Origin of the sequence: Algihabitans sp. (genome assembly GCF_965226985.1) — a bacterium.
Classification (GTDB): Bacteria; Pseudomonadota; Alphaproteobacteria; order Kiloniellales; family DSM-21159; genus Algihabitans.
Genome location: NZ_OZ245712.1, coordinates 3306974 through 3333944, shown reverse-complemented (window position 1 = coordinate 3333944; position 26971 = coordinate 3306974). Strand labels below are relative to the sequence as shown.

At 67.4% G+C, this 26971-nt stretch carries 31 protein-coding genes; 17 read left to right on the top strand and 14 right to left on the bottom strand.

Annotation, left to right across the window (positions count from 1 at the left end):
* Positions 1–118: 118 nt before the first annotated feature.
* Positions 119–874, bottom strand: coding sequence for a class I SAM-dependent methyltransferase (locus ACO054_RS15245; protein ID WP_421707443.1), 756 nt, complete (start codon positions 872–874; stop codon positions 119–121).
* Positions 875–1034: 160 nt separating this feature from the next.
* Between ACO054_RS15245 and gloB the strand changes: the two genes are divergently transcribed.
* The 3 genes from gloB (at position 1035) to ACO054_RS15230 (ending at position 2699) form a co-directional block, all read left to right on the top strand.
* Positions 1035–1805 carry a hydroxyacylglutathione hydrolase gene (gene gloB / locus ACO054_RS15240; protein WP_421707442.1) on the top strand — a complete coding sequence of 257 codons (771 nt, stop codon included), beginning with the start codon at positions 1035–1037 and terminating at the stop codon, positions 1803–1805.
* Entirely contained in the window at positions 1805–2236 is a 432-nt protein-coding gene (locus ACO054_RS15235) for a cupin domain-containing protein (protein WP_421707441.1), read from the top strand. The genes gloB and ACO054_RS15235 overlap by 1 nt, the downstream gene beginning before the upstream one ends.
* A gap of 175 nt (positions 2237–2411) precedes the next feature.
* Positions 2412–2699: a GIY-YIG nuclease family protein gene (locus ACO054_RS15230; RefSeq protein ID WP_421707440.1), complete on the top strand. Its 288-nt coding sequence runs from the start codon at positions 2412–2414 to the stop codon at positions 2697–2699.
* Positions 2700–2875: 176 nt separating this feature from the next.
* On the opposite strand, the gene ACO054_RS15225 is transcribed toward ACO054_RS15230, so the two are convergent.
* Both ACO054_RS15225 and ACO054_RS15220 read right to left on the bottom strand, forming a co-directional pair.
* A complete protein-coding gene (locus tag ACO054_RS15225) occupies positions 2876–3778 on the bottom strand; it encodes a DMT family transporter (RefSeq protein WP_421707439.1) in 903 nt (300 codons plus the stop codon).
* 8 nt (positions 3779–3786) lie between these two features.
* Positions 3787–4197: a carboxymuconolactone decarboxylase family protein gene (locus tag ACO054_RS15220; RefSeq protein ID WP_421707438.1), complete on the bottom strand. Its 411-nt coding sequence runs from the start codon at positions 4195–4197 to the stop codon at positions 3787–3789.
* A gap of 42 nt (positions 4198–4239) precedes the next feature.
* Here ACO054_RS15220 and ACO054_RS15215 point away from each other — a divergent pair, with 42 nt between their 5' ends.
* Positions 4240–5568, top strand: coding sequence for a CobW family GTP-binding protein (locus ACO054_RS15215; RefSeq protein WP_421707437.1), 1329 nt, complete (start codon positions 4240–4242; stop codon positions 5566–5568).
* Positions 5569–5618: 50 nt separating this feature from the next.
* Complete coding sequence (locus ACO054_RS15210) at positions 5619–6077, top strand: SufE family protein (protein ID WP_421707436.1); 459 nt, start codon at positions 5619–5621, stop codon at positions 6075–6077.
* 39 nt (positions 6078–6116) lie between these two features.
* On the opposite strand, the gene ACO054_RS15205 is transcribed toward ACO054_RS15210, so the two are convergent.
* Positions 6117–6293: a zinc-finger domain-containing protein gene (locus tag ACO054_RS15205; RefSeq protein WP_421707435.1), complete on the bottom strand. Its 177-nt coding sequence runs from the start codon at positions 6291–6293 to the stop codon at positions 6117–6119.
* Between the two features lie 274 nt (positions 6294–6567).
* Here ACO054_RS15205 and ACO054_RS15200 point away from each other — a divergent pair, with 274 nt between their 5' ends.
* Genes ACO054_RS15200 through ACO054_RS15190 form a run of 3 tightly spaced genes read left to right on the top strand, consistent with a single transcriptional unit; the run spans position 6568 to position 9585 of the window.
* On the top strand, positions 6568–7632 hold the full coding sequence (locus ACO054_RS15200; RefSeq protein ID WP_421707434.1) for an ABC transporter ATP-binding protein: 1065 nt from the start codon (positions 6568–6570) through the stop codon (positions 7630–7632).
* Positions 7633–7642: 10 nt separating this feature from the next.
* The gene (locus tag ACO054_RS15195) at positions 7643–8683 is read left to right on the top strand and encodes an alpha/beta hydrolase (protein WP_421707433.1); all 1041 of its coding nucleotides are present in this window, start codon (positions 7643–7645) and stop codon (positions 8681–8683) included.
* Positions 8680–9585, top strand: a complete 906-nt coding sequence (locus tag ACO054_RS15190) for a DMT family transporter (protein WP_421707432.1) — start codon at positions 8680–8682, stop codon at positions 9583–9585. Before ACO054_RS15195 ends, ACO054_RS15190 begins: the two co-directional genes overlap by 4 nt.
* Here ACO054_RS15190 and ACO054_RS15185 read toward each other — a convergent pair.
* Positions 9582–9893 (bottom strand): accessory factor UbiK family protein, encoded by a 312-nt coding sequence (locus tag ACO054_RS15185; RefSeq protein ID WP_421707431.1) that lies wholly within the window; start codon positions 9891–9893, stop codon positions 9582–9584. The genes ACO054_RS15190 and ACO054_RS15185 overlap by 4 nt on opposite strands.
* Positions 9894–10039: 146 nt before the next feature.
* Here ACO054_RS15185 and rfaD point away from each other — a divergent pair, with 146 nt between their 5' ends.
* The 3 genes from rfaD to ACO054_RS15170 are packed head-to-tail and all read left to right on the top strand — an operon-like array spanning position 10040 to position 12953.
* On the top strand, positions 10040–11020 hold the full coding sequence (rfaD, locus tag ACO054_RS15180; RefSeq protein ID WP_421707430.1) for an ADP-glyceromanno-heptose 6-epimerase: 981 nt from the start codon (positions 10040–10042) through the stop codon (positions 11018–11020).
* 35 nt (positions 11021–11055) lie between these two features.
* A complete protein-coding gene (lgt, locus tag ACO054_RS15175; protein WP_421710372.1) occupies positions 11056–11856 on the top strand; it encodes a prolipoprotein diacylglyceryl transferase in 801 nt (266 codons plus the stop codon).
* A 29-nt stretch (positions 11857–11885) separates the two neighbouring features.
* Positions 11886–12953 carry a class I SAM-dependent methyltransferase gene (locus ACO054_RS15170; protein ID WP_421707429.1) on the top strand — a complete coding sequence of 356 codons (1068 nt, stop codon included), beginning with the start codon at positions 11886–11888 and terminating at the stop codon, positions 12951–12953.
* Between the two features lie 4 nt (positions 12954–12957).
* Here ACO054_RS15170 and metW read toward each other — a convergent pair whose 3' ends face one another.
* Together metW and metX are read right to left on the bottom strand one after the other, a co-directional pair.
* A complete protein-coding gene (gene metW / locus ACO054_RS15165) occupies positions 12958–13647 on the bottom strand; it encodes a methionine biosynthesis protein MetW (protein WP_421707428.1) in 690 nt (229 codons plus the stop codon).
* A complete protein-coding gene (gene metX, locus ACO054_RS15160; RefSeq protein WP_421707427.1) occupies positions 13644–14870 on the bottom strand; it encodes a homoserine O-acetyltransferase MetX in 1227 nt (408 codons plus the stop codon). The genes metW and metX overlap by 4 nt, the downstream gene beginning before the upstream one ends.
* Positions 14871–15257: 387 nt before the next feature.
* On the opposite strand from metX, the gene ACO054_RS15155 reads away from it, so the two are divergent.
* From ACO054_RS15155 to ACO054_RS15140, 4 genes are all read left to right on the top strand, one after another.
* Positions 15258–16157, top strand: a complete 900-nt coding sequence (locus ACO054_RS15155) for a chorismate mutase (protein WP_421707426.1) — start codon at positions 15258–15260, stop codon at positions 16155–16157.
* Positions 16154–17239 (top strand): histidinol-phosphate transaminase, encoded by a 1086-nt coding sequence (gene hisC, locus ACO054_RS15150; RefSeq protein ID WP_421707425.1) that lies wholly within the window; start codon positions 16154–16156, stop codon positions 17237–17239. Before ACO054_RS15155 ends, hisC begins: the two co-directional genes overlap by 4 nt.
* Positions 17236–18177 (top strand): prephenate/arogenate dehydrogenase family protein, encoded by a 942-nt coding sequence (locus tag ACO054_RS15145; protein WP_421707424.1) that lies wholly within the window; start codon positions 17236–17238, stop codon positions 18175–18177. The genes hisC and ACO054_RS15145 overlap by 4 nt, the downstream gene beginning before the upstream one ends.
* 117 nt (positions 18178–18294) lie before the next feature.
* Positions 18295–18921, top strand: coding sequence for a gamma-glutamylcyclotransferase (locus ACO054_RS15140; protein WP_421707423.1), 627 nt, complete (start codon positions 18295–18297; stop codon positions 18919–18921).
* Here ACO054_RS15140 and ACO054_RS15135 read toward each other — a convergent pair.
* The 6 genes from ACO054_RS15135 to ftsE form a co-directional block, all read right to left on the bottom strand.
* Positions 18918–19127 (bottom strand): hypothetical protein, encoded by a 210-nt coding sequence (locus tag ACO054_RS15135; protein WP_421707422.1) that lies wholly within the window; start codon positions 19125–19127, stop codon positions 18918–18920. The two genes, ACO054_RS15140 and ACO054_RS15135, sit on opposite strands and share 4 nt — an antisense overlap.
* A gap of 13 nt (positions 19128–19140) precedes the next feature.
* Positions 19141–21483: an adenosylcobalamin-dependent ribonucleoside-diphosphate reductase gene (locus ACO054_RS15130; RefSeq protein WP_421707421.1), complete on the bottom strand. Its 2343-nt coding sequence runs from the start codon at positions 21481–21483 to the stop codon at positions 19141–19143.
* 99 nt (positions 21484–21582) lie between these two features.
* On the bottom strand, positions 21583–22305 hold the full coding sequence (locus tag ACO054_RS15125; RefSeq protein WP_421707420.1) for a lysophospholipid acyltransferase family protein: 723 nt from the start codon (positions 22303–22305) through the stop codon (positions 21583–21585).
* Between the two features lie 12 nt (positions 22306–22317).
* A complete protein-coding gene (locus ACO054_RS15120; protein WP_421707419.1) occupies positions 22318–22998 on the bottom strand; it encodes a YdcF family protein in 681 nt (226 codons plus the stop codon).
* Positions 22995–23894 (bottom strand): cell division protein FtsX, encoded by a 900-nt coding sequence (locus ACO054_RS15115; protein WP_421707418.1) that lies wholly within the window; start codon positions 23892–23894, stop codon positions 22995–22997. The genes ACO054_RS15120 and ACO054_RS15115 overlap by 4 nt, the downstream gene beginning before the upstream one ends.
* 5 nt (positions 23895–23899) lie before the next feature.
* Positions 23900–24595, bottom strand: a complete 696-nt coding sequence (ftsE, locus tag ACO054_RS15110; protein ID WP_421710371.1) for a cell division ATP-binding protein FtsE — start codon at positions 24593–24595, stop codon at positions 23900–23902.
* Between the two features lie 344 nt (positions 24596–24939).
* Between ftsE and ACO054_RS15105 the strand changes: the two genes are divergently transcribed.
* Together ACO054_RS15105 and ACO054_RS15100 are read left to right on the top strand one after the other, a co-directional pair.
* Positions 24940–25785 (top strand): DUF3426 domain-containing protein, encoded by an 846-nt coding sequence (locus ACO054_RS15105; protein ID WP_421707417.1) that lies wholly within the window; start codon positions 24940–24942, stop codon positions 25783–25785.
* Positions 25786–25852: 67 nt separating this feature from the next.
* Positions 25853–26215: a response regulator gene (locus ACO054_RS15100; RefSeq protein ID WP_421707416.1), complete on the top strand. Its 363-nt coding sequence runs from the start codon at positions 25853–25855 to the stop codon at positions 26213–26215.
* 188 nt (positions 26216–26403) lie between these two features.
* On the opposite strand, the gene ACO054_RS15095 is transcribed toward ACO054_RS15100, so the two are convergent.
* Complete coding sequence (locus ACO054_RS15095) at positions 26404–26868, bottom strand: phasin family protein (protein WP_421707415.1); 465 nt, start codon at positions 26866–26868, stop codon at positions 26404–26406.
* Positions 26869–26971 lie beyond the last annotated feature (103 nt).

Here is a 26971-nt window from a genome sequence, read left to right as displayed (position 1 = left end):
TCGAATAGCGATTTCAGAATACTGTATTCAAAGAATGATGGAGTCAATCCAGCGGCCGGGCCTCGCGTCCCCACGGCGCCTTTGGGCCACTCCCGAGCCGCACGACTGCGAGGAGCTGTCAGTCGCGGCTGCGTTCCGCCGGGGCCAGAGTTGCCGCGACCTGCGGCACGCCGACGAGGACGCTGCGCCGGCTCCGTTCCGCCGCACGCAGCGGCGTGGGAGCGTAGAGCTGCTTGCTGGCCTCGATCAGATTGACGCCGCCGATCTGCGGGAACCAGCGCTGGCCGGCGCGTTCCCAGGCAGTGGCGGAGCGCAGCAAGGTCGGGGAGCGCGTCGGCGGAATGAAGAGGGCGTGCTGATGACGCTGGGGGACGAAGAGGTTGTCCCGCAGCAGACGCTTGAGCTGAGTGGGACTGTAGGGGTGGCCGTGACCCAGCGGCGTACGCTCCAGCCTGGCCCAGATGCTGCGGCGGTTGGGCACCACCACCAGAAGCCGTCCCTGACCGGTCAACACCCGCCAGACCTCGCCCAGCATATGCTTCAGGTAGTCGGAGTTCTCGATGCCGTGGACGATCAGGACCCGATCGACCGAGTAGTCCTGCAGCGGCAGTTCGGTCTCGTCCACCAGGGTGGTCACGTAGGGACCCTCGGCGGGCCAGTGCATCACGCCCTGGGGTGCCGGCATGAAGGCGAGCACCCGCTCCGCCTCCTGCCGGAACTGCCGCAGGTAGGGGCTGGCGAAGCCGAGCCCGAGCATCGCCTGACCCCGCACGTCCGGCCACATCTGCCGCACCGAATGGCGGATCAGATGACGCGCCACCTGGCCCGTCCGGGTCTCATAGAACCCGTGCAGATCGATTACGTCTTGCCACATGGCGGTCCGGTCCGCTGCCCCTCTGTCGTGCGATACCCCTGCCGAAGGCCGCCGTTTGACCCGCCTGGCTCCAGTGTTAGCTTGGCAACCGGGGCGGGCTCGACGGCCTGGCTCGGGTGTCGTGCCCTGGTATATTTAGGAACAAGTGAGGCCGCAGGCGATGTCTCAGCTCGACGTTCACCAGATTCCCGTGCTGACCGACAACTATGTCTATCTGGCGCGCTGCCGCGTCAGCGGCGCCACGGCGGTGATCGACCCGGCGGTGGCGGCCCCGGTCCTCGCGGAGGCAGATCGTCTTGGCTGGCGGATCACGCACATCCTCAATACCCATCACCACGGCGATCACGTCGGCGGCAACCTGGAAATCCAGCGCGCCACTGGCTGCACGATCGTCGGCCCAAAAGCGGATCGGGACCGCATCCCCGGCATCGATGTGGAGGTCGACGAAGGCGACAGCACCAGGCTTGGCGAAGCGCAGGCCGAGGTCTTCTTCGTGCCCGGCCACACGCGCGGACATATCGCCTACTGGTTCGCCGAGAGCGACGCCCTTTTCTGCGGCGACACCCTTTTCGCGCTGGGCTGCGGCCGGCTGTTCGAGGGCACGCCGCAGCAGATGTGGAACTCCCTGTCGAAACTGAAGGCCTTGCCGCCGACAGCCAGGGTCTATTGCGCCCACGAGTACACTCAGGCCAATGCTCGGTTCGCCCTGACGGTCGACGGCGCGAACGCGGACCTCAAGGCGCGCGCGCAAGACATCGACCGTCTGCGCGCCGTCGGCAGGCCGACGGTCCCCTCGACCCTGGCTGATGAACTGGCGACCAACCCCTTCCTGCGGGCCGATGCCCCCGACCTGGCTGCCCAGATCGGCCTGGCCGGCGCCGATCCCGTCTCCGTCTTCGCCGAGGTTCGGGCGCGGAAGGACAGTTTCTGATGACACCCGAACAGATCATCACCACCCTCGGCATGCAGCCGCATCCCGAGGGCGGTCACTATGTCGAGGTCTATCGCGACAGTCCGCCGGAGGGCGGGCGCGGTGCAGCCACGGCGATCTACTTCCTGCTGCAGGCGGGGGAGGTCAGCGCCTGGCACCGGGTCGACGCCGTTGAGATCTGGCATTGGTACGCCGGTGCGCCGTTGGTGCTGACGATCAGCGAGAACGGCCACGACGCCAGTGCCAGCTATCTCGGGCCCGATCTCGCAGCCCGGCAGCGGCCCCAGCGCGTGGTCCCGGCCGGCGCTTGGCAGACGGCCGAAAGCCTCGGCGCCTGGACCCTGGTGGGCTGCACGGTCTCCCCGGCCTTTCAGTTCGAGGGCTTTGAACTGGCCCCGCCCGACTGGCGCCCCACGCCGCGAGACGGGTGATGGCTGCGAGGTGGAGCCGAAGCCGCCTGACGGCGGCTGGCCTTCGCCCTTCGACAGGCTCAGGGTGAAGGCTAGGTTAGGCCGTCACCACACGCGCTTCATCCTGAGCTTGTCGAAGGGCGAAGTGCAGCCGGCGTCAGCCGGCTACCTTTTCCGCTGAACCAGACCGACTAGAATGCCTGCCTGGCTCTACATCCTCCGCTGCGCCGATGGCAGCTACTATACCGGCGTGGCGCAACAGGATCTGGAGCGGCGGATCGCCGAGCATAACGAGGGCAGCTACAGAGGCTTCACTTCGGGGCGGCGTCCGGTGACCCTGGCTTTCTCGCAGGTGTTCGAGCGCGCCGATGAGGCCATCGCGATGGAGAGGCGGATCAAGGGCTGGAGCCGAGCGAAGAAGGAGGCACTGATGGCCGGCGACTGGACGCGATTGAGGGCGTTGGCGCGGTCTTCCGAGACCTAGCCGCCTGACGGCGGCTGCACTTCGCCCTTCGACAAGCTCAGGATGAAGTGCATAGGGTGACCATGTACTCTCGCCTTCACCCTGAGCCTGTCGAAGGGCGAAGGCAAGCCGGCGTCAGCCGGCTACTTTTTCCGCCGAACCGGCTGCTAGGTGGGCCGGGCCGTCTTGACGCGCCGTCAACTCGACCGCCGTCGGAGCAGGTCCAGGGAGGCGAGTAGGGCGCCGCCGACGATCAGGGCGCAGGCGAGGGCGATGGTCCAGGTGGCCTCGGCCTGGCCGAAGGCGATCAGCAGCAGGGTCGAGAGCAGCGGCGCGGCGTAGGCGAAGGCGCCGAGGGCTTGGATGTGGCCGTGCTTGGTGCCGTAGTCCCAGACGAAGAAGGCGGCGCCCACCGGCCCGAGGCCGAGCAGCAGGATCGCGCCCCATTGGCTGGCGCTCGGCGCCACCCAGGTCTCGAAGAGCGCGTGGCTGACGAAGCCGAGCAGGGCGGCGGCGGCGCAGAAGCCCGCGACCGTTTCGGTCGGCACGCCGCCGAAGCGGCGGTTGGTCACCGAGTAGGCGGACCAGGTCAGCGCGCAGGCGACGGCCGCGAGATAGCCCAAGCTGTAACGAGCGTCGAAGGCCAGACCCTGGCCCTTCGTCACCAGCAGGGCTGCGCCCGCGAGACCCAGCAGGGCGCCGCCCAGATGAAACCAGCGCAGTTGCTCGCCAGGCAGCAGGGCCGAGAAGACGACGATCAGCAGTGGCCAGAGGTAGGCGATCAGGCTGGCCTCCACGGCCGGCGCATTGCCCAGCGCCATGAAGTAGAAGAAGTGATAGCCAAAGAGCCCGAATGTGCCGAGCGCCCAGGCACCCGCCGGTTGTCTTAGGCTGCGCCAGCCGGCCCGGCCCTTGCGGGCGATCGTCGCGAAACCGATCAGAGCCGCGACCGTGAAGCAGAGCGAGACGAGCTGGAAGGGTGGAATGCCGGACGCCCAGGTGGTGAAGAGCGCCAGCAGGGACCAAAGCAAAACCGCCATGCCGCCGGCCAGGGTGGCCGTCAGCCGTTTCGCTTCGCCAGTTCGGTCTAGAGCTGTCACGGCCGGTCTCAGTCCCGCCGCCCGCCCTCGGCGAAGGCTGGGTCCAGTTCGACCTGGAATCCCTGAACCAGGCGGTTGGTCTCGTTCGCCATGCCGACGACGGCCATGACCTCCGCCAGCATCGCGTCGGTCATGCCCTTGGCGCGGGCGGCCGCCGTGTGGGAATTGATGCAGTAGCCGCAGCCGTTGGTCGCGCTGACGGCGACGTAGATCATCTCCTTGGTCAGAGGGTCCAGAGCGCCGGGCGCCATGACCTGTTTGACCGATTCCCAAGTGCGGCGGAGCAAAGCCGGATCGACGGCCAGCGCCTTCCAGAAATTGTTGATCCAGTCGGATTGGCGGGTCGCCATGATGTCGTCGTAGACGGCGCGCACCTCGGGCCCCGCGTCCTCGTACTCCACCAGTCTGACGGTCGCCACGGCACTGTTCCTCCTGCTTCGGCCGACCTGCAGTCTGCCCGGGTGCGCGGAGAAAGCAAGCAGGTCCGGCCCTTTCCTTACCTCTGGCGGTCCGCCTGCCGTCAAGGCCGCACGGTGATCCGGGGCGATCCGGGGGTTGCACCGCTCGCCAGCGGCGCTCAGATAGGCGTGACCCACTGTCGTTCGATCTTCCCAGTGCTTTTCGCGAAGGACCGCTTCATGGATCTGCTGCCCGTCACCGTACTGACCGGCTTTCTCGGCAGCGGCAAGACGACCTTGCTCAGCCGCCTGCTGCAGGATCCGGCCATGGCTGGAACGGCTGTGGTGATCAATGAGTTCGGCGAGGTCGGGTTGGACCACCTGCTTATGACGACGGCCGAGGAAACCATCGTCGAACTGGACAGCGGGTGTATCTGCTGCACCGTGCGCGGCGACTTGATCGAAACTCTGGGCGATCTGCAGCGGCGCAGCGCCGCAGGCGAGGTGCCGCCCTTCGAGCGAGTGGTGGTCGAGACTACGGGGCTGGCCGACCCGGCGCCGGTCGTGCATACCCTTGTCAACGATCCCCGCCTGGTGAATCGCTACCGCCTGGACGGCGTGGTCACCACTCTGGACGCCGTCAACGGCATGGCGACGCTGGATATGCATCAGGAGGCGGTCAAGCAGGCGGCCATGGCCGACCGCATCGTGGTGACGAAGACCGACCTGCCGGAGGCGGACGGGACGGCGCTCTGGTCGCGCATCAAAGAGATGAATCCGGGCGCGCGGCTTGAGCGGGCGGTATCCGGCGAGATCGCGCCGGACAAGCTGTTCGGCCTGGGTCTTTGGGATCCGAAGACCAAGAGTGCGAATGTGGAAGCCTGGCTGCGGGAGGAAGCCTACCTCGCGGCGCAAGAAGATGCCCACAGGCACGATCATGGGCACGACCATGATCATGGGCACGATCACGGGCATCACCACGATCACGGGCATGACCACGATCACCACGACGGGCACGACCACGGGCATGACGTGAACCGGCATGACGATCATATCCGAGCCTACTGCATCGTGCGGGACGAGCCGATTCCGGTCGAGGCGTTCAACCTCTTCCTCGAGCTGCTGATCGCCAATCGGGGGGAGGACCTGTTGCGGGTCAAGGGTCTGGTTCAGGTCGCCGAGTATCGGGATACGCCGGCGGTCATCCACGGCGTGCAGCATATCTTTCACCCGGTCGTCTGGCTCGATGACTGGCCCGATACGCCACAGACGAAGTTGGTGTTCATCACCCGGGACATCCCGCAGAGCTTCGTCGAGAAGATGCTGAACGCCCTCACCGGCGACCGGGTCTCCGTTCAGGACGGCCATGTCGTGGTGCGGCGGCAAGACTAGCCGTCCGAATTGACCTGGACTGAAACCGGTGAGGCCTCTATGTCAGCAGTATGAGCGAGCAGAGCGTCACCGACCCCAGGCTGGATGAACTGGCGGAAACCTTCGAGTTCTTCGACGACTGGGAGGATCGCTACCGCTATATCATCGACCTGGGCAAGGAGCTGACCCCCCTGAGCGAGTCCGAGAAAACCTCGGAGTACAAGGTCGAGGGCTGCGTCAGTCAGGTCTGGCTTCTGGCCAGTGAGGACGCGGAGCGACCGGGTGCTCTCCAGTTCCGAGGCGACAGCGACGCTTATATCGTGAAGGGGCTGGTTGCGGTGCTTCTGACCCTCTTCAATGGGCGCACGCCGCAGGAAATCCTGGATTTCGACGCGCGTAGTGCGCTCGACCGCCTGGATCTTGCCGGGCACTTGAGCCCCAGCCGCAGCAACGGGCTTTTCTCAATGGTTCGCCGGATCCGCGCCTTGGCGGCCGCTCAAGTGGGGCAGGCCGAGACGACGGTTCACTAGAGGCAACGAGGACAGTGCGGCTTGGGTCGCACACCCGCCTCAGCTTTTCAGAATGAAGCGGCGTCCGCAGTAGGGACAGTCGATCTGACCCCTGCCCTCCATGTTCAGCCAGACGCGCGGGTGCCCGAGAGGACCGTCGCCGCCATCGCAGGCCACGGTTTCCGTCTCGACGTGAAAAATCTCCGGCGGCTCGGGCGCCGTCTGGTTGCTGGCCATGACGCTGCAGGACTCCCGCTTCGGCTTCCGCGTGGCTGGTTGCAATCGAACGGCGGCGACTATAGCGCGCGAAACTTAACGTTCAACGCCTGTGAAGCATCCCGGCGAACCCTGTCGGCAGGCCACAGCCGTTACCGTGCTCTCGCGCGCGCTTCATGGATGCGCGCTCCGGTCGGCCGGGAAACGCCTTCCGAGACTGGCAATTCCGGGTGCGGCGGTTTAGGTAGAACACCAGATCTTCTCCCGAAAAGATGACGGCGAGCCTTCCCCTGCCATGACTGCTGCCCCGACATCCGACCTGCAGACCGCTACGCCGCCAGGTGAGGCGGTGGAGGCTCCCGACAATGCGGTCGAGGTGATCGGTCTCGGCAAGACCTATCGCGGCTCTGGCAAGACCGGGCCCAAGCGCGCGCTCGACAACGTATCCCTCTCGATTCCACGCGGCAGTCTCTTCGGTCTGCTGGGCCCGAACGGTGCCGGCAAGTCGACGCTGATCAACATCTTGGCGGGCCTGGTCAACAAGAGCGAAGGTACGGCGAAGATCTGGGGGTACGACATCGCCCGCCGCCCGCGCCAGGCGCGGGCCGCCATCGGCGTGGTGCCTCAGGAACTCAACATCGATCCCTTCTTCACGCCGCGTGAGCTGCTGGAGCTGCAGGCCGGCCTCTACGGGGTGCCGCCGCGGGAAAGGATCACGATGGAGATCCTGGAGATTCTGGGGCTCGCGGATAAGGCGCAGGCCTATACCCGCACGCTCTCGGGCGGTATGCGCCGCCGTCTGATGGTGGCCAAGGCGATGGTCCACAATCCACCGGTCCTGGTCCTCGACGAGCCGACGGCCGGCGTTGATATCGAACTGCGTCAGCAGCTCTGGAGCCGGGTGCGCGATCTCAACGCCTTGGGAACCACGATCCTGCTGACTACCCATTACCTGGAGGAGGCCGAGGAGCTCTGCGACACCATCGCCATCATCAACCACGGCAAGGTGATCGCCTGCGAGCCAACCTCCAAGCTGCTGCGACGCCTCGACAGTAAGGAATTCCAGGTGCAGCTCGCAGCCGCGGTCGCAGCCGTCCCTCAGGCTCTCGAGCGTTTCCAGCCGGAGCTGGTCGGCAGCGACCGGCTGGTCTTCCGCTACCAGACCAGCCAGAGCCCGGTCGCCGAGATACTGGACGCGCTCTCGAAGACCGATTTGCGGGTGCAGGACATCCGCACGGACGAGGCGGACCTGGAGGACATCTTCCTGCAGCTCACGCGCGGCGCCCATGACGAGACTGGGGCCGACGACGAAAGCGGTGCCCGCAACCGGCCCGGCGCGCCGGCCGCCGTCGCCAGGTAAGGGTCGGCCGATGCGGGGGGCAGGTTTCGGCGGCGTCGCGTTCCGCCTCGCCGCCTGTCTCCTTCTCTGTCTCGGCCTGAGCGCCTGTGCGCGGATCGCGCCGCCCGGACCGGGACCGACGGAACCGCGGCTGGAGGTCGAAAGTCTGCAGACCGGCCGCTTCGTGACGGCCGACGGCTTGACGCTGCCGCTGCGCGCCTGGGCGCCCAATCCGCAGGCGCCCCGGGCAGTTCTGCTGGCACTGCACGGCTTCAACGATTACGGCAACGCCTGGAGCGGACCTGCGCCGGCCTGGGCCGCGCTGGGGATCGCGGTTTACGCCTACGATCAGCGCGGTTTCGGCGGCGCGCCCTCGCGTGGGCTCTGGCCGGGCGTTGCGGCTCTGACCCAGGATGTGCGCACGGCGGCCGGCGCGCTGCGACTACGGCATCCCGGTGTGCCGCTCTATCTGCTGGGCGAGTCCATGGGCGGGGCCGTGCTGCTGGCCGCGGCGGGCGAGGCCGAGGCCCTGCCGGCCGACGGACTGATTCTGGCCGCTCCGGCCGTCTGGGCGCGCGACACCCAACCCTGGTACCAGCGCAGCGCGCTCTGGTTCGGTCGAACCTTCTTTCCCTGGTTCACACCCAGCGGCGCTGGCTTCGAAATCCGCCCGTCCGACAACAATGCCGCGTTGATCGCGCTCGGCCGCGACCCTCTGGTGATCAAGGAGACCCGGATCGATGCGGTTGCGGGACTGGTGGACCTGATGGATGCCGGCCTGGAGGCCGCGCCCAGGGTCCGGCTGCCGCTGCTGTTCCTCTACGGCGCCAACGACGAACTGGTCCCGAAGGCCCCGACCTTGCGGGCCTGGCGCGACCTGCCGCAGGAAACGGCCCGGACCCTGGCCTACTACTCCGGCGGCTGGCATCTGCTGTTCCGCGACCTGCAGGGCGCGGTGCCGACGGCCGACGTCGCCGCCTGGATCTTCGATCCGGACGGCGCCCTGCCGTCCGCTGCGGATCGGGAGGCGGAGGAGCGGCTGGCCGCCGATCTGGCGGCCGAAGACCCATGACGCCGATCCGGGCGGCCACTCCGAAAGACGCCGCCAAGCTGATAGCCTTGGGGGCCATCTGGGGCTCGGCCTTCATGTGCATCGAAGTGGCGCTGCAGTCCTTCAGCCCTTTGCTGATCGCCGTTTTTCGGATCGTCTTCGCCGCCGTGCTGCTGGTCGGTTTTACCTTGGCCGCCGGGCTGCGGCTGCCACGTGCGCCGCGCGACTGGATCACAATGACGGTCGTGGGTCTGTTCGTCGCCACCCTGCCGTTTTTGCTGATTTCCTGGGGACAGCAGCATATTCCCGCCAGCATGGCGGCGATTCTCATGGGCCTCGGCCCCTTCGCCGCGCTGCTGCTGAACCACGCCTTCACCTCGGACGATCGCCTGACCCTGCCGAAGCTTGCGGGGATGCTGCTGGGCTTCGCCGGCATCGCTACGCTGGTCGGCTTGGAAGGCCTCCTGAGCGGCCGGGCGGCTCTGGTCGGGCAGCTCGCGGTGCTGGGGGCGGCTTTCTGCTACGCTTTGTCCGGTCTGCTCACTCGCCGGCTGTCCCATCTGGACCCTCGGGTCTCGGCGGGCGGTGTGCTGCTGAGCGCCGGGTTGTACCTGCTGCCTGTGGCTCTATTGCTCGACCCGCCCTGGGCGCTTCGACCCAGCGGCGAGGCTCTGGCCGCGCTGATCTTTCTCGGTCTGGTGTCCTCGGGCTTTGCCTATCTGCTGCGGTTTCAGCTCATCAAGGATACCGGCGCGGTCTACATGAGCCAGGTCTCCTATCTGGTGCCGGTCTTCGGGGTGTTCTGGGCCTGGCTGTTCCTCGGACAGGTACCACGCGAGGCGGCTTGGATCGCCTTGGTCCTGGTCCTGCTCGGCATCAATGTCAGCCGTCTGAAACGCCGCCGCTCTCAGCCGGCCGGTTAGTCGGCTGCCTTCGCACCCGACTTTGGCGCCGTCTTCCGTGCGGGCTTTTTCGCAGGGCTCAGCTCGGCCAGCTTGGCCTCCAGCTCCGCGACCCGTTCGGTCAGTGCCTCCTGCTCCGCACGGGCTGTCTCGGCGATCGCTTTGGTAACCTCGTATTCCTCGCGGGTGACCAGGTCCATGTCGGCCAGAATGCGTTCGAACTGCCGTCGGAACTGCGCCTCGGCTTCATGGCGCATGCCGCTGGCGACCCCGAGCGCGCTGCTGGCCAGGCGCGCCAGGTCGTCGATGATCTTGTTCTGCGTCTGCATGGGGCTTCCGCCTTTCCCTGGAGTCCTCGAACTGTCTTTGCGACCAAGGTGCGCCCCCGGCGTTCGCCGATCAAGTGGCCGAAGATCGAGCTGGGGGGGACTACGGGTGCTGGCGGTCGGTTCCGCAAGGCGCTACAAGGCGCCTCATGATTCTGGTCACCGGCGGCGCCGGTTTCATCGGCTCGAACCTGGTCTCGGCCCTGGCGGCACGCGGCGAACGCGTGGTCGTGGCCGATTGGCTGCGCGAGGGCGACAAGTGGCGCAACCTCGCCAAGGCAGAGATAGAAGCCCTGGTCCCGCCCGAGGACTTGATGGCTGCCCTGGATTTGGGTGAGTTTGCCCCCGACGCCGTCTTTCACATGGGCGCCATCTCCTCCACGACGGAAACCGACGGCGATCTGTTGGCGCAGACTAACTTTACACTGCCGCAGCAGCTTTGGCGCTGGTGCCGGGAAGCGCATGCTCCCTTCATCTACGCCTCTTCCGCGGCGACCTATGGCGACGGCAGCCTGGGTTTCGACGACGACGGCAGTCCCGACCATCTGGCGCAGCTCAGGCCGTTGAACGGCTATGGTTGGTCCAAGCAGGCGTTCGACCGCTGGGCGGTGCGCCGGGCGGCGGCAGGGGAGGCGCCGCCCCAGTGGGCCGGCCTCAAGTTCTTCAACGTCTACGGCCCGAACGAGTACCACAAGGGGCCCCAGGCGTCGGTTGCCTGGCACCTTTTTCGGCAGATCCGCGAAAGCGGCTCCGCGCGGCTGTTCCAGTCCCATCATCCCGACTACCCCGACGGCGGGCAGCAGCGCGACTTCGTCTGGGTCAAGGACTGCGTGGCGGTGATGCTCTGGCTCTACGATCACGGCCGGGCGAACGGTCTGTTCAACGTCGGCAGCGGTCAGGCACGCAGCTTCCTGGACCTGGCGCGCGCCGTCTTCGCCGGTCTGGAGCGGCCGGAGCGCATCGACTACGTACCGACACCCGAGGCGATCCGCGACGGCTACCAGTACTTCACGCAAGCGCGTCTCGACCGCCTGCGCCAGGCCGGCTACGACAAGCCCTTCACGGCGTTGGAGGCCGGTGTCGCCAGCTACCTGCGCGACCATCTGCTGACCGACGACCCTTATCGCTAAGCGGAACCGAGCGCCCCATGCCCGATCTCCAGCCGCTGCTCGCGGCGATCGCCTTTCCCAACATCGATCCGGTCGCGCTCGACCTGGGCTTCTTCCAGATCCGCTGGTATGCGCTGAGCTACATCGTCGGCTTGTTGCTGGCCTGGCGTTACGCGCGCTGGCTGACCGAAGGCTCGCCCTCCGGCCTGTCGAAAGAGGACATGGACGACTTCCTGGTCTGGGCGACGCTAGGCGTCGTGCTCGGCGGGCGGATCGGCTACGTCCTCTTTTACCAGCCTGGGCAGTTCGCAGATAATCCGCTCAGCGCGCTGGCGCTGTGGCAGGGCGGCATGGCCTTCCACGGCGGCCTGCTGGGCGTGATCGCGGCCATGTGGCTCTTCATGCGCAAGCGGGATGGGGGCTTCCTCCATCTGACGGACATGATCGGCTGCGCCGCGCCGATCGGTATCTTGCTCGGGCGTCTGGCCAACTTCGCGAACGGCGAACTCTACGGCCGGGTGACCGAGGTGCCCTGGGGCATGGTGTTCCCCGGCGGCGGACCGGACCCCCGCCATCCGAGCCAACTCTATCAGGCGACGCTGGAGGGGCTCCTGCTGTTCCTGCTGCTGTTCGTTCTGGTGAAGCGGGGCGGGCTGCGGCACAAGGGGTACCTGACCGGATGGTTCCTGGCCGGCTACGGGTCGGCCCGGATCGTCGGTGAGCTGTTCCGACAGCCGGATGCCTTCCTCGGCTTCCTCTTCGCCGGTGTGACCATGGGGCAGCTTCTGTCTCTGCCGATGCTGTTGGGCGGTCTTGCCCTGATCTTCTGGTCGCGGCGACCAACCGCGGTGCGGTGACCTCGTCCCACCCTCCTCAGAGAACGGCCTTGAGCCGGCGACTGGCTGGGCGGATCCGAAGCCAGGGGGCGCTTTCTGTTGCGGAATACATGGCGGCCTGTCTGTTCGACCCGGCCGAGGGCGTCTACACCCGGGCCGATCCGTTGGGGCGGGCGGGTCACTTCACCACCGCGCCCGAGATCAGCCAGATGTTCGGCGAGCTTCTCGGTCTCTGGGCCGGCGCCTGCTGGCAGGAGCAAGGGTCGCCCTCTCGCTGTCTGCTGGTCGAGCTCGGGCCGGGGCGCGGAACCCTGATGGCCGATGCCCTAAGGGCGCTCGCGCTTCTGCCGTCCTTCCTGGAGGCGGCGGAGGTCGTCCTGGTGGAGGCCAGTCCGGTTCTGCGCGCCGCGCAGCAGCGGGTCTTGGCGGGCCATGAGGTTCGCTGGGCCGAGACGCTGGACGACCTGCCGGAGGCGCCGGTCTTCCTGCTCGCCAATGAGTTCTTCGACGCCTTGCCGATCCGGCAGTACGTCCGGACCCCTGAGGGTTGGGCGGAGCGGCGGATCGGCCAGGACGATCAGGAGCGTTTGCAGTGGGGTCTGGGGCCGCGTCTGCCGGGGTCTCCGCCGGGTCTGACTCCTGCCAAGCTGGCGGCGCCGTACGGTGCCCTGGTCGAGGCCTGTACGGCGGGCGAGACGATCGCCGGCGAGATCGGCCGACGTCTGCGCGGCAGCGGCGGAGCGGCCTTGCTGATCGACTACGGCTACCATCCCAGCGCGCCCGGCGAGACCCTTCAGGCCTTGAGCGGCCATCGGACGGTCGATCCTCTGGCGGAGCCCGGCACCGCCGATCTGACGGCCCACGTGGATTTCGAGGCCCTGGCTGCCGCCGCTAGCGGGGCGGTCGCCCATGGGCCGGTCGGGCAGGGGGCGCTCTTGCAGGCCCTGGGCATCGACGCACGTGCCGAGGCTCTGAAGGCTAAGGCGACGCCGCAGCAGGCGGCAGACGTCGAGAGCGCTCTGGCTCGCCTGACGGCGCCCGACCAGATGGGCCGGTTGTTCAAGGCCTTGGCGCTGACGGCCGAGGGTGCACCCGTGCCGCCGGGGTTTCCCGTTTAGATATTCATCCTTGGCGGAGCAGGAAGAGGCCGTCGGTGGCGAAGAGATTGGCGCGGGGCCGTCCGGTGATCGACTGCGCTTGACCGCGCTTGTCGAGCGTCAGGCCCTTCTCCACGACGATATCGCAGGCCCGGCAGAGTTCCAGGAAATCCAAGAGGGTGCAGAGGTGGATGTTCTGGGTCTCGAACCAGCGGTCCGGCAGGGACTCCGTGACCGGCATGCGCCCACCGAACAGCAGGCGAAGGCGAATCCGCCAGTAGCCAAAGTTGGGAAAGGAGACGATGGCGTGACGGCCGATCCGCACGAGCTGTTCCAGCACGAAGCGCGGGTCGCGCGTCGCCTGGAGGGTCTGGCTCAGGACGACGTAGTCGAAGGCACGGTCGGGAAAGTCGACCAGATCGGTGTCTGCGTCCCCCTGCACGACCGACAGGCCGTTGCTGACCATCGCGTTGACGCCGTCCTGGGACAGCTCCAGGCCGCGACCCGTGACCTGCTTGTCCGCCACCAGGTGATGCAGCAACTGCCCGTCGCCGCAGCCGACGTCGAGGACCCGGCTGCCGGGCTCGATCATCTCGGCGATCAGCTGCAGATCGGCGCGCATGCCGTCTCGGGTTTCGGCCTGAGTCGCGCTTTGGCCGCCGCCGCGTTTGCCGGCCTGTTTGGCGCGCAGGGCCGGGCTGTCCAGCGGGCTCATGTGACCCGCTCCTCGGTTTCCCCGACCTCCGCCTCGTCGATCGGTGTCAGCGGGGCTGTCGGTATGCCGTTGCGTTCGCATTGGGCGGACAGGAAACCGTGCAGCGTGGCGTGCAGCTCCGGCTCGTTCAGCAGGAAGGCGTCGTGGCCCTTGTCGCTGTCGATCTCCACGAAGCTGACGTCGGCGGCGGCGGCGTTCAGGGCATGCACCACCCGCTTGGCCTCGGCGGTGGGGAAGAGCCAGTCCGAGGTGAAAGAGGCGACGCAGAAACGCACCGGCGAGTCGGTGAAGGCCGCCGCCAGCTTGCCGCCGTAGTCCGCCGCCAGGTCGAAGTAGTCCATGGCGCGGGTGATGTAGAGGTAGGAGTTGGCGTCGAAACGGTCGACGAAAGACTTCCCCTGGTAGCGCAGGTAGCTCTCCACCTGGAAATCCGCGTCGAAGCCGAAGGACAGCCCTTTACGGTCCTGCAGGCGCCGGCCGAACTTGCGGTGTAGCGCCGGCTCCGAGAGGTAGGTGACGTGGGCGGTCATGCGGGCGACGGCCAGGCCGCGCCGCGGCTTCTTGCCCGAGCGGAAGTAGGCGCCGCCTTCCCAATCAGGATCTGCCATGATCGCTTGGCGCCCGATTTCGTGGAAGGCGATGTTCTGGGCCGTGTGATGGGGGGCGGTGGCCAGCGGGATGGCCGCGCCGATCCGCTCCGGATATTTGGCGGCCCATTCCAGCACCTGCATGCCGCCCATGGAGCCGCCGACCGCCGCCAGCAGCTTGTCGATGCCTAGATGGTCGAGCAGCAGCCGTTGGGCCTCGACCATGTCGGTCATGGTGACCACCGGGAAGTCGAGACCCCAGGGCTCGCCGGTCGCGGGATTGATGTCGGCCGGACCGGTGGTGCCCATGCAGCCGCCCAGCACGTTCGCGCAGATCACGAACAGACGGTCGCTGTCCAGCACTTTGCCGGGGCCGACCATCAGCGACCACCAGCCGGCCTTGCCGGTCACCGGATGGACGTCGGCGGCGAACTGGTCGCCGGTCAGCGCATGGCAAACCAGGACGGCGTTGCTTTTCGCGGCGTTCAGCCGGCCGTAGGTCTGGTAGGCGACGGTCACGGGGCTGAGGTCTGCCCCGCTGGTCAGGCGCAAGGGCTCGTCCTTGGCGAGGACGGCCCGGTGGCCGGGCAGCTGCTCGATCCGCTCCTGGTGACTGTTGGTGGCGAGCAGAGACATAGATGTCCTTCGAGGTACGTCTTTCGGTCGGCGGCCTCGGTGCCGCTGGAGGGGCCACCGGAGGGGTTTGTGCGAAGAAGCCAGACTCAATAAGGAACCTTGGCGGAGCGAAGTCAACGGCAGGTGCCCCCGGCTGGCGGGGCGCAGCGGCGACGGTGCCATGCTCCTGCCGCATGTCTCGGGCTGCCTGTCAGGGCCGCAGAGGCGCCTGCTCGGCGGGTCGTCGCGGGGCTGTGGCGATCTTGGCTTTGATTTCCGTCCGGCCACCGACTATCACTAGTCGCCCGTCCGTCGGCCCCGCCTGACGGACCCTGTCCACCAAGCCGATTCGATCTTGCGCCCCGGCCGATTGCGGGCGCTCAACCATCACTGTCTTGAGCCGCCTGGATGTCTGCCATTTCACCCAAATTGGACGACCTGCGCCGAGAAATCGATGAAATCGATGCCGAACTGCACGAGCTTCTGATTCGGCGCACCGAGATTTCTCAGGAGATCGGCAAGACGAAGCAGCGGAATCAGCCCCTGTTCCGTCCGGGACGGGAGGCGACCATCATGCGTGGTCTGGTCGCCCGGCATCGCGGTAGCCTGCCCAAGGCGGTGCTGTTGCGTCTCTGGCGGGAGATTATCGCCGATTCGGCGGCACAGCAGGGTGCCTTCAGTCTGTCGATCTATACCGGTGAGGAGGCCGAGTACCTACGCGATCTAGCGCGCGAGTCCTTCGGTGTTCTGACGCCCCTGTCCGAGCAGGGCTCCAGCGTGCGGGTCTTGAATGAAGTCGCCAGCGGCAAGGCCACCTTGGGCGTGCTGCCGCCGATCCAGAGCGACTCCCGCGATCCCTGGTGGCGGCATCTGGCGCGTGAAGGCGCGGACGTTCCGCGCGTCGTCGCGCGCCTGCCCTTCGCGCCCTGGCCGCGCGACCGCGGCGGAGACAGCGAGGCCTTGGTCGTTGCCCTCGGGCCGACCGAGCCGAGCGGCGCCGACCGCAGCTTCCTGGTGGCCGAGATCCAGGACCGTATGAGCCGCTCCGCCTTCAAGGATCTGCTGGTAAAGGCGGGCCTGACGGTCCGTGAGACGGCAACCTGGACCGACGCGGAGGGCGCGCCCTACTGCTACTGCCTGGCGGAGGTGGAAGGCTATCTCGAGGGCCCGGAGGCACCGCCCCTGGCCGATCTGGCCGAGAGTGCCGGTGAGCGCGTCAGCCGTCTTTGGGTGATCGGGCGCTATCCAGTGCCGCTGACCAAGGCGGAGATGTCGATGTCCGGCCGCGGGGCGCGGGGGCGGCGATGAGCGGTTCCCCCCCCCGTTTTGCACCGCGTCCGGGGATCTTCGACGTCGAGCCCTACGTCGGCGGCGAAGCCAAGCTTCCGGGTGTCGCCGAGCCAATCCGCCTTGCCGCCAACGAAAACCCGTTGGGACCGAGCCCAAAGGCGGTGGAGGCCTACCGGGAGATGTCCGGCGGTCTACACCGCTACCCGGACGGAGGGTCCTCGGCGCTGCGCAGGACCCTGGCGGAGCTTCACGGCCTCGACCCCGAATGCATCGTCTGCGGCAACGGCTCGGACGAACTGATTTCCCTGCTGGTGCGCGCCTACGCCGGGCCGGGCGACGAGGTGCTCTACAGCCGTCACGGCTTTCTGATGTACCCCATCGCGGCCAAGACGGCCGGTGCGACGGCGGTTGCCGCGCCGGAGCGCAGTCTGACCTCCGACGTCGATGCGCTGCTGGCCCATGCCAGCGAGAAGACGCGTCTGGTTTTCCTGGCCAACCCCAACAATCCGACCGGCAGCTACTTGCCCGATGCCGAGGTTCGGCGCCTGCTAGCGGGCCTGCCGGAGCAGGCTCTTCTGGTGCTGGACACGGCCTACGTCGAATACGTGCAGGCCGAGGACTACGACGACGGGCTGAATCTGGTGGAAGAGACCGGGCGCGTCGTGGTTACCCGCACCTTCTCGAAGATCTATGGCCTGGCGGCGCTGCGCCTCGGCTGGGCCTATGCGCCGGCGGAGGTGGCCGACGTGCTGAACCGTCTGCGCGGACCCTTCAATGTCTCGCTGGCGGCCCAGGTCGCGGCGGTAGCGGCGCTCGGCGACCGGGAGCATCTGCGCCACTCCGCCGAGCACAACGCCACCTGGAGAAGCTGGTTCGCGGAGCAACTCGCCCGCCTGAACATCCGGGTCGAGCCGAGTGAGGGTAACTTCGTGCTAGTGCCCTTCGCCGACGCGGCGGGCGCCGCGGACTTTCTGAAGAGCCGGGGGATCCTGGTGCGGGGCATGGCGGCCTACGGCCTGCCAGGGCATCTGCGCGTCACGATCGGCACGGAGGCCGAGATGCGCGCGGTGGTCGCCGCCCTGAAGGACTATCCCCAGTGACGGCGGCGGCAAGCGTGGTGTCCGACGGACAGCCCTTTCGGCGGGTGGCCCTGATCGGCGTCGGGCTGATCGGCTCCTCCATGGCGCTCGCCATGCGCCGTTTCGGTCTGGCGCAGCACCTGGTCGGCTGCGCCCGCTCGGCGGAAACCCGCGCCAAGATTCTTGAGCTTGGGCTCTGCGACGAGGTCTTCGAAGATCCCGCCGCCGCCGTGGCGGACTGCGACCTGGTGGTCCTGGCCACTCCGGTCGGAGCCTATGCGGCGGTCGCCGAGGCCATGCAGCCCGGACTTGCGGCCGGAGCCATCGTGACCGACGTGGGGTCGGTCAAGCAGGCGGCGATCCGGGACATCGGCCCCTTCGTGCCGGAGGGCGTCTACTTCGTGCCGGGACATCCGATCGCCGGTACGGAACGCTCCGGTCCCGAGGCGGGTTTCGCCGAGCTTTTCGAGCAGCGCTACTGCCTGCTGACCCCGCCGCCGGGCACGGATGCCGGCGCGACCGACCGGGTCGCCTGGCTCTGGCGCGAGATGGGCGCCGCCGTCGACATCATGGAGCCGGGTCACCACGATCAGGTTCTGGCCATCACCAGTCACCTGCCGCATCTGATCGCCTACACCATCGTGCATACGGCGATGGGTCTTGAGGAATCGACCAAGCAAGAGGCGATCAAGTACTCCGCCGGCGGCTTTCGGGATTTCACGCGCATCGCCGCGTCGGACCCGGTGATGTGGCGCGACGTCTTCCTGAATAACCGCGAATCCGTTCTGGAGATGCTGCAGCGTTTCTCCGAGGACCTGACCGCCTTGCAGCGCGCGATCCGCTGGGGCGAGGGCGAGGTGCTGGAAGACCTCTTCAGCCGGACCCGCGAGGTGCGCCGGGGCGTGGTGGAGCAGCATCAGGCCGGGTCGTTCGACCCGCGCGAGCCGAAAAGCGGGTGATCCTCGAAGGCGGCCTTGCCCGCTTCCTGCGGCCCTGCTCCAGCGCGCTGTCATAAGACCTCGGACGGTCGTCGCATTTGAATGGCGAAAGGCGGTCCCCTACCTTAGCCGGTAGCCATGGCCGACCCGCGATCCGCTCAACCGCCGTCCCCCGAAGCGCTGCGTCGCCTCTACGCGCAGCCCGTCGCGCGCGAACGGCTGACGCCGCCGCCGGGGCAGGACTTCTGGGTCTACGGCTACGGGTCGCTGATGTGGAATCCCGGCTTTCCGCATCTGGAGGTCCGGCAGGCGCTGCTCTACGGCTATCACCGGCGCTTCTGCGTCTACTCCCATCGCTATAGGGGTACGCCGGAGCGCCCGGGTCTGGTGCTGGGGCTCGACCGCGGCGGCTGCTGTCACGGCATGGTTTTCCGCGTCCCCGCCGCCGAGGGCGTGGCGGTGATGGACTACCTCTGGGAGCGGGAGATGATGACCGGCGTCTACATCCCGCGCTGGGTCGAGTGTCGCACCCTGACGGGCGCGGTCACGGCCGCGGGGTTCGTCGTCGACCAGAGCCACCCGCAGTACACCGGCAAACTGCAGATGGCGCAGATCGCGGAGTTGATCGTGCAAGGGACCGGTCAGAAAGGCCCCTGCAGCGACTACCTGCGCAACACCATCGACCACCTGCAGGCGCTCGGCATACACGACCGCCGTCTCGCGCGCCTGATGCGCGAGGTGCGGCGACGTTTCGACGGACCCTAATCCAGTCCCAGAACCTGGAAGACGTCGCCGAAGTCGACTAGCAGGTAGAAGATCAGCACGACGATGGCGCCGCCCACGATGGGGACGTACCAAGGCTTGGGAATCGGATTGTGGGTGTGGCAGGCGGGACAGATTTCCTGTTCCTCCTCCAGGGGCGCGCGGCAGTTGCGGCAGAGTCTTTGTCCCGCTAGGGGTCCTGAGGCCATCGATCCTGATTTCCTAAAGACAGCGCGAATAGCCGCAGAGGGTACAGAGGTCGCAGCCTTCCTGGTGGATCAGGCCAAGGCCGCCGCACTTCGGGCACTGGTCGACGCGCTCCAGCAGCTCTGTGGTCTCTCCGGGTCCCGGCAGTTCCTCCGCATTGATCGCTGGCCGGCGCGGTTTGGCGATCTGTACCGGTTCCGGTAGGAAGCCGATCGCGATCATGTGCTCTTCGATCACCTCGCCGATGGCGGCCAGCAGGGAGGGGACGTAGCGGCCCTGCATCCAGGCGCCGCCGCGCGGGTCGAAGACCGCCTTCAATTCCTCGACCACGAAGGCGACGTCGCCGCCGCGCCGGAATACGGCCGAAATCATCCGTGTCAGGGCCACGGTCCAGGCGTAGTGTTCCATGTTCTTGGAGTTGATGAAGATTTCGAAGGGGCGGCGGCGGCCGTCCTGCACCACGTCGTTCAGGGTGATGTAGATGGCGTGGTCGCTCTCAGGCCAGGTCAGCTTGTAGGTGCGCCCCGGCAGGGCCGCCGGCCTGTCGAGCGGCCTCGTCATGTAGACCACTGATCCGGGTTCCGGCTGTGCCGTCTCGGCTTGTTGGATCTCCTGCACTGGCGCTGCTGTATCGTCCGCCCGGCCTGGTTCGGCCTCGGCCGAGCCCGCGGCTTCCAGGACGGCGCCGCGCAGGGTGCTGGGGCGGTACGTCGTGCAGCCCTTGCAGCCCAGATCGTAGGCCTGGCGGTAGACGTCCTTGAAGGCCTGGAAGCCGATGTCTTCCGGCAGATTGATGGTCTTCGAAACCGAGCTGTCGATGTAGCGCTGCACCGCGGCCTGCATCACCAGGTGTGCCGCCGGTTCCAGGCTCTGGGCATCGACGAAGGTCGCGGGCAGGGGTTGCGACTCGCCCTTCAGCGTCCGGAAGCGGCGCAGGGCGAGATCGGTCACCGGCTGTGTCTCGTGACTGCCGTCGGGCAGCAGGACCTTTCGGCTGTATTCGAAGGCGAAGACGGGTTCCAGTCCGCTGGAGACGTTGTCCGCCAGGATCGAGATCGTCCCGGTGGGCGCGACCGAGGTGAGCAGACCGTTGCGCAGGCCGGTTTCGGCGATGGCCTCGCGGACCTCCGCCGGTAAGGTCTGCGCGCCCTCGGTAGCCAGATAGGCCTCCGCGTCGAACAGTGGAAAGCTGCCCTTCTCCGCCGCAAGCGCGCTGGAGGCCAGATAGGCGGCGCGCTGCAGCCGGGCCATCCAGGTTTCGGTCGCCGCGACGGCTTCGCGGCTGCCGTAGGTCAGGCCGCACATGATCAGCGCGTCGGCAAGGCCCGTGATCCCGAGGCCGATGCGCCGCTTCGCTTCGGCTTCCTGGCGCTGGGCGTCCAAGGGGAAGCGGGAGACGTCGATGGCGTTGTCGAGCGCGCGGACCGCCAGAGCCGTAAGCTCGTCCAGAGCCTCCAGATCGAGCGCGGCTTCCGACGTGAAGGGGCTGCGGACCAGTTCGGCGAGGTTCAGCGATCCGAGCAGGCAGGCGCCGTAAGGCGGCAGCGGCTGCTCGCCGCAGGGGTTCGTGGCGCGAATCTCTTCGCAGTAGGCCAGCGGATTTAGCCGATTGATGCGGTCGATGAAGATGACGCCCGGCTCGCTGGTCTCGTAGGTCGCCCGCATGATGCGATCCCACAGCGCCCGCGCACGCAGGGTCCCGTAGGTCTGGCCGGCGAAGGTCAGGGTCCAGTCGGTGTCGGCCTCGACCGCCGCCATGAAGGCATCGGTCACCAGCACCGAGAGATTGAAGTTGGTCAGGCGGCCGGCCTCCGACTTCGCCTGGATGAAGGCCTCGATATCCGGGTGATCGCAGCGCAGGGTGCCCATCATGGCGCCGCGGCGGTGGCCCGCCGACATGATGGTCCGGCACATGGCGTCCCAGACGTCCATGAAACTGAGCGGGCCGGAGGCGTCCGCGCCGACGCCCTTCACGACGGCTCCGCGCGGGCGCAGGGTGGAGAAGTCGTAACCGATGCCGCCGCCCTGCTGCAGCGTCAGGGCCGCCTCCCGAAGATGGGCGAAGATGCCGCCCATGGAGTCGGGAATCTCGCCCATCACGAAGCAGTTGAAGAGCGTGACGGACCGCTGCGTTCCGGCGCCTGCGATGATTCTGCCCGCCGGCAGGAAACGGTGGGTCGACATGGCGTCGAAGAAGCGGCGGCCCCAGAGGTCCGGCTGCGTCTCGACCGATGCCAGGGCGGTAGCGACACGACGCCAGCTATCGGCCCGCGTCGCGTCGATCGGCTGTCCGGCCTCGTCCTTCAGCCGGTATTTCATGTCCCAGATCTGGGTCGGAAGATCGGCTGCTCCCGTCATCGTCGTCCCCGCCGGCCGAAGATTAATTGCCAGTTCCAAAGTAAGCCGACGACACTGGCGCATCAAGAACAGGATGTGAACACCTCAGGCGACCGCGCTCTAACGCGCCTGGGCTGTCCGCCCGTCCTCCAGCAGGCGGGCACTCGCCGCTTCGATCTCTCGGGAGAGGCGGGCGACGAAGACCTTGCGGTCGAGGCCGGCGGGGATCTCCGGCAGAACCTCCACGACGACGTGGCCGGGTCGCTTGCCGAGCAAGGGTTTGGGCCAAACCAAACCGGAGTTGAGTGCCACCGGCACGCAGGGCAGTTCCAGAGACTGATAAAGCGCTGCGACCCCCGGATGGTAGGGGCGGGCCTCCCCCGGCGGCACGCGGGTGCCCTCAGGAAAGATGATCAGGGGACGGCCTTCGGCCAGGGGCGCACGAGCGCGGGCCAGCAGGGCGCGCAGCGCCTTGGCGCCGCCGGCCCGGTCGATCGCCAGCATCCGCTGCTTCTTCAGATACCAGCCGAACAAGGGGATCCAGGTCAGCTCCTGCTTCAGGACGTAGCAGGGATTCTCGAAGAAGAGGCAGAAGCCGAAGGTTTCCCAGGCGCTCTGGTGCTTGGCGGCGACCAGAACCGGCCGGTCCGGCAGGGTTCCGCGGATCTCGTAGGTGATACCGAGGCCGATCCTGAACAGCCAGTGCGTAAAGCGCACGATCAACCGGCTGATCGGACGCGACCAGGAGGCCGGGCCCAGAAGCGTCCAGGCAAAGAGGGTGCAGATCAGCAGGCAGCCCGCCAGCCAGATCAGGGTCACGATCACGGAGCGCAGCGACGCCAAGACCGTGAGCCCCTAGTCGCCGAGAGGGCCGCGCAGCAGGGCGGCCAGATACTTCACGTATTCGCTGACGACCAGCCCCAGGCTGCGCGGCCAGACCCACCAGTCGTCCTGCCGGAAGGCCTCTGGAAAGACCGGGTGCGGCAAGATCTCGGTATCGGGCAGGCGGCGCCGGAACTCCAACAGACTGCGCGGCATGTGGTAGCCGGCCGTGACCAGGCGCAGCGAAACGTAGCCCTCCTCCGCCATCCAGGCCGCCGTCTCGGCGGCGTTGCCGCGCGTATCGTCGGCGTCGTAGCCCAGCACGATGCAACAGGCCAGCTCCTGCGGGGCGTTGCGGGCCAGCCGCAGAAGCTCGCCGACCTCGACACCTTGGTAGACCCCTGAAACGAACAGCTTCTCCGCCCGCCCGGCTGCCAGCAGCTCGAACCCTGTCGTCAGCCGCCCGCTGCCGCCGGTCAGGACGACGATGGCGTCGCTAGGGCGTTCGCTGGTCTCCTCCCGGGTCGGCATTTCGCCGACGAACCAGACGAAACCGCCAATCAAGGCCACCAAGGCCAGCCCGAGCGTCAGGGACGCCAGGGTAAAGAGACGCCGCCGTCGACGCCCCGGTAGGGATCGTCCAGCGTCATCGCGTCCGACACCGAACTGCGGACTGCCCTGCAGCGCGCCGCGGCTGGTGCGGCGCTTCCTCATGGCAGCTTCGCCAGCGTGCGGAGCACCGTCCAGCGGGCGGTCAGCATCGCCACCAGTCCCGTGGTCAAGGGCAGGACTGCCAGCAGCAACCATTGCCAGACGCCGAGTTCGATCCCGGGCAGCAGGACCGACTGTTCGCCGCGCAGCAGCCAGCGGACGCCGACCGCCGTCAGGGCCGCGGCGACTGCGCCGCCGACCCCTCCGGCCAATCCCAGACGCAGGGCGTGGCCCTGAAACTGTTCGGCGACGTAAAGATCGCGCGCGCCCATGACATGCAGCAGTTCGATGACCTGGCGATGGATCGCCAGTCCTGTCCGGGTCACGAAGATCACCGTCGCCACGGCCGCCACGCTCACCAGGGCAACCACTAGGAAGGCCAGCGCCTCGATGGAGCCGGCCAGGGAGAAGAGACGTGCCAGCCATCGCTGGTGATCGTCCACGCCGGTTCCCGGGACGACCTCCGCCAGCCGCTGTGGCAGATCGCCGAGGTCCGCGCCGCTGCTGCGCAGCGTGACCGCCACCAGATCCGGCGCGGGCAGTTCCGGTGCCGCGGCGGCCTCGCCAAGCCACGGTTCGAGCAAGGCTGCCGTTTGGGCGCGCGAAAGCACTTCGACCTCCGACACGGCTGGCGTCGCCAGCAGTGCCTGGACCACGCGGTCGAGCCGCTCCTGGCGGGCCTCCGAATCGCGCGGATCCCCCGGAGGAGGAACCTGCACGGTCAGGCGCCCGACCAGATCGCCCTGCCAGCGGGCGGCGACCGCGTCCATTGCCACCGCGGCCAACAGGGCCAGCCCGGCAAGATAGACCATGAAGGCGATCAACCAGGGCAGGAACCGCGCCGAGGCGTCGCGAGCCAGGGGCACCTCGCCGCGGGAGAAAAGAAATCCGAGACGCATCCTCCCTAGCCCCCGACGGGCTCCGGAGCCGCCGGCAGCGCTGTGGCGGGCTCCGCGCTGACCAGCCCGCTGGCCAGACGCAGTTGCGGCTGCGGCATGCGCGCGGCCAGAGACTCATTGTGCGTGGCCAGCATGACGGTGGTACCGGCGCGGTTCAGCTCGCGGAAGAGGTGGAGCAGGCGCACGGCGATCCGGTCGTCGACGTTGCCGGTCGGCTCGTCGGCCAGCAGCAGGCTGGGTCGGCCGATCACCGCGCGCGCGATGGCGACGCGCTGCTGCTGCCCGCCCGACAGGGTCGGCGGCAGCGCCTCGATCGCATCGCTCAGACCGACCCAGTCCATCAGCTCCCCGACCTGGCTTTTGATCCGCGCCTCCGGCTCGCCTGCGATCCGCAACGGCAGCGCGACGTTCTCGAATGCCGAAAGATGGGCAATCAGCCTAAAATCCTGAAACACGACCCCGATCCGCCTCCGCAGCAAGGCCCGGTCGCGCCGGTTCAGTTGAGCGACGTCGCGCCCGAACAGCGAAAGCCGCCCCTCGCTCGGAATCTGCGCCAGGTAGAGCAGCTTCAGCAGCGAGGATTTGCCGGCGCCGCTGGCGCCCAGCAAGTAGTGAAAAGACCCAGGTTCAAGATTGCAAGAAACCCGGCGCAGCACCTCCGGCCCTTCGCCGTAGCGCAGCGTAACCTCCTCGAGCCGGATCAAGAACCTGCCCCTGTTCGCGAAAGCGGGAATCGACGCATCAGCCGATTCGACCATGACATGCGTCCCGACAGGCGTAAAGCCGGTGGCGAAATCACCTTGGGACCTACCTGCCTCTCGTTCCGGTTCGCCGCTCTGCCGAGGTGGCCGAACAAGCCGGTTTTGTCCGTTATCGGCTTGAAAGACATCACAGAGCGTAACAAACACCGCTGCTTGCACGGCTCTTTGCCACCCGCGTATAAGGTGACGCACCAAGATGACGGTCCGAAGACATCTGGTCCGGTGAAACCAGAGGGCCGACGAAACCGCGTTGCGGCGAAGTATTGGGACGGGGCGATATTTCTATGGACTTGGCTTGTCCGAATTGCGGGACGCTCTTTCGCGTACCGGACGGCGCCGTCGGCCCCGGCGGACGACAGGTTCGCTGCGGTTCCTGCAGTCATACCTGGACCGCCTATCCCCCGAACGGCGGCGAACCCGCGACCAAAGCCGGTCCTGAAGCGACAGAAGACGCCGCGGCTCCGCAAGAAAATCTGGCCTCTTCGATCTCTGCGGCGGTTGAGGCCGATGGCGGGGAAAGCGGCGCCGCCGCCGCCACTCCCCAGGACGCGGCGGCTGCGGCCTCGGTTACGCCCGACGGCGCGCCATCGCCGGAAAGTCGGCTGGAGGCCGGCACTGCCGGGCTCGATCTCGGGAGCGCGCCCCCGGACAGCGTTCGGCCGCTGCGCCGGTCGCAGCCTGTGCTGCAGCCCGAACCCGGGCCGCGCTGGGGCCTGTTTTTCGGCTGGCTGCTGTTCTTTGCCGTGCTCGGCGGCCTCGTAGGCGGCGGCTGGTACTTCCGCGAACAGGTCGTCGCTCAGGTCCCACAGACGGCCCGGCTCTACGAGGCGCTCGGCATCCCGGTCCAGCTCACCAGCTCGCCCTTCGTCCTGGACTGGCGGCGGGCGATCCAGACCGAAGCGACCGGACCGACGGTGACCCTCAGCGGTCAGGTCATCAACGCAACCGAAGAGCCTCTGCCGGTCCCGCAGCTCGTCGTGGTTCTGCTCAATGCCCAGGGAAATCAGATCGATAGCTGGGCCGTCGAGGTCGGCGGAGGGCCGTTGGCGCCCGGCGAGGCGCGGGACTTCATGACCAAGGGCCCCTGGCCGCAGGCGGCCAACGACGTCTCGGTCCGGTTGCTCCAGTGAGTTCGCATCTGGGATGACGGCCGCCGCCGTCGGGCGGGAGCTTTTCACAAGAGGGGAGGCCGGAATCGTGCCTCACATTCTGCTCGCCGAAGACGATGACGCCGTACGCAGCTTCGTGGCGAATGCCCTGATCCACCGGGGTCACGAGGTGGAGGCGGTCGAAGACGGACTTCAGGCCCTGGAGGCCCTGGACGGCTCTCGGGACTTCGATCTGCTGATCACCGATATCGTAATGCCCGGTCTCGACGGTATCGGGCTCGCCTTGCGGGTGGCACGCGACCGGCCCGGCCTGCCGATCCTGCTTATGACCGGCTACTCCGCAGAGCGACAGCGCGCGCACAATCTCGATGCGCTGATTGCCCGCGTCGTTGTCAAACCCTTCACGCTGAAGGAAATCTGCGAGGCCGCGGAAGAGGCGCTGGTCGGCTGACGCTGTAAAAGACCGTTTGCGATTGCTCTGTTCCGTCCCGCTACCCCCCACCCGGTCACCCAACGCCGGCCACCCAACGCCGGTGTTTTGAATGGGTGGCCGAGCGTCTTCCCGGACGAAGAAGGCGAACGGCCCCGTTCGAAAGGAACGGGGCCGCTCATCGTGCCGCCAAACGGACAGGGCGCAGGCTACTTGCCGCGCTTGACCTCCTTGGCCGCGGTGGAGACCGCGTCGCGGACTTCGTCGAGACTTTCGGCAACACGCTTATTGATGGTTTCCATCGCCTCCGTGTTGGACTTCGCTCCCATCTCGGCCAATTCCTTGACGTTCGAAAGCGCGGTCTCGAAGGCCTTCTTGAGGACCTCGGCCTGCTTGGCCATGCGGTCCTCCGGCGTCCCGGCAGCTGCCATGTCCTGCATGACCGCCGAGGCCTCGGACATCGACTGGCGCAGGATCTCGCCCTGACGCTGCATGATCGCCTGCATGCCTTCGAAGGCCACCCGGTTCGCAGAGGTGATCGCCTCGATGTTCTTGCGTTGTGCGTCGACCAGCTTCTCGACCTCGATGCCGGGCATCTTGTACTGCTCGAACATCTTGGTGATGTCGGTCATGGAGCTGAAGTCGTATTCGAAGGGACTGTTGGATTTCGCCATGGGTCTCGCCTCCCAATCTCAGGTGAAAGCATCGCTGACTGACAGCCCGGAAACCGTGGCAGCGACGGACACCGAGCCTTGCTTCCCAACGGGTCGCACCTGA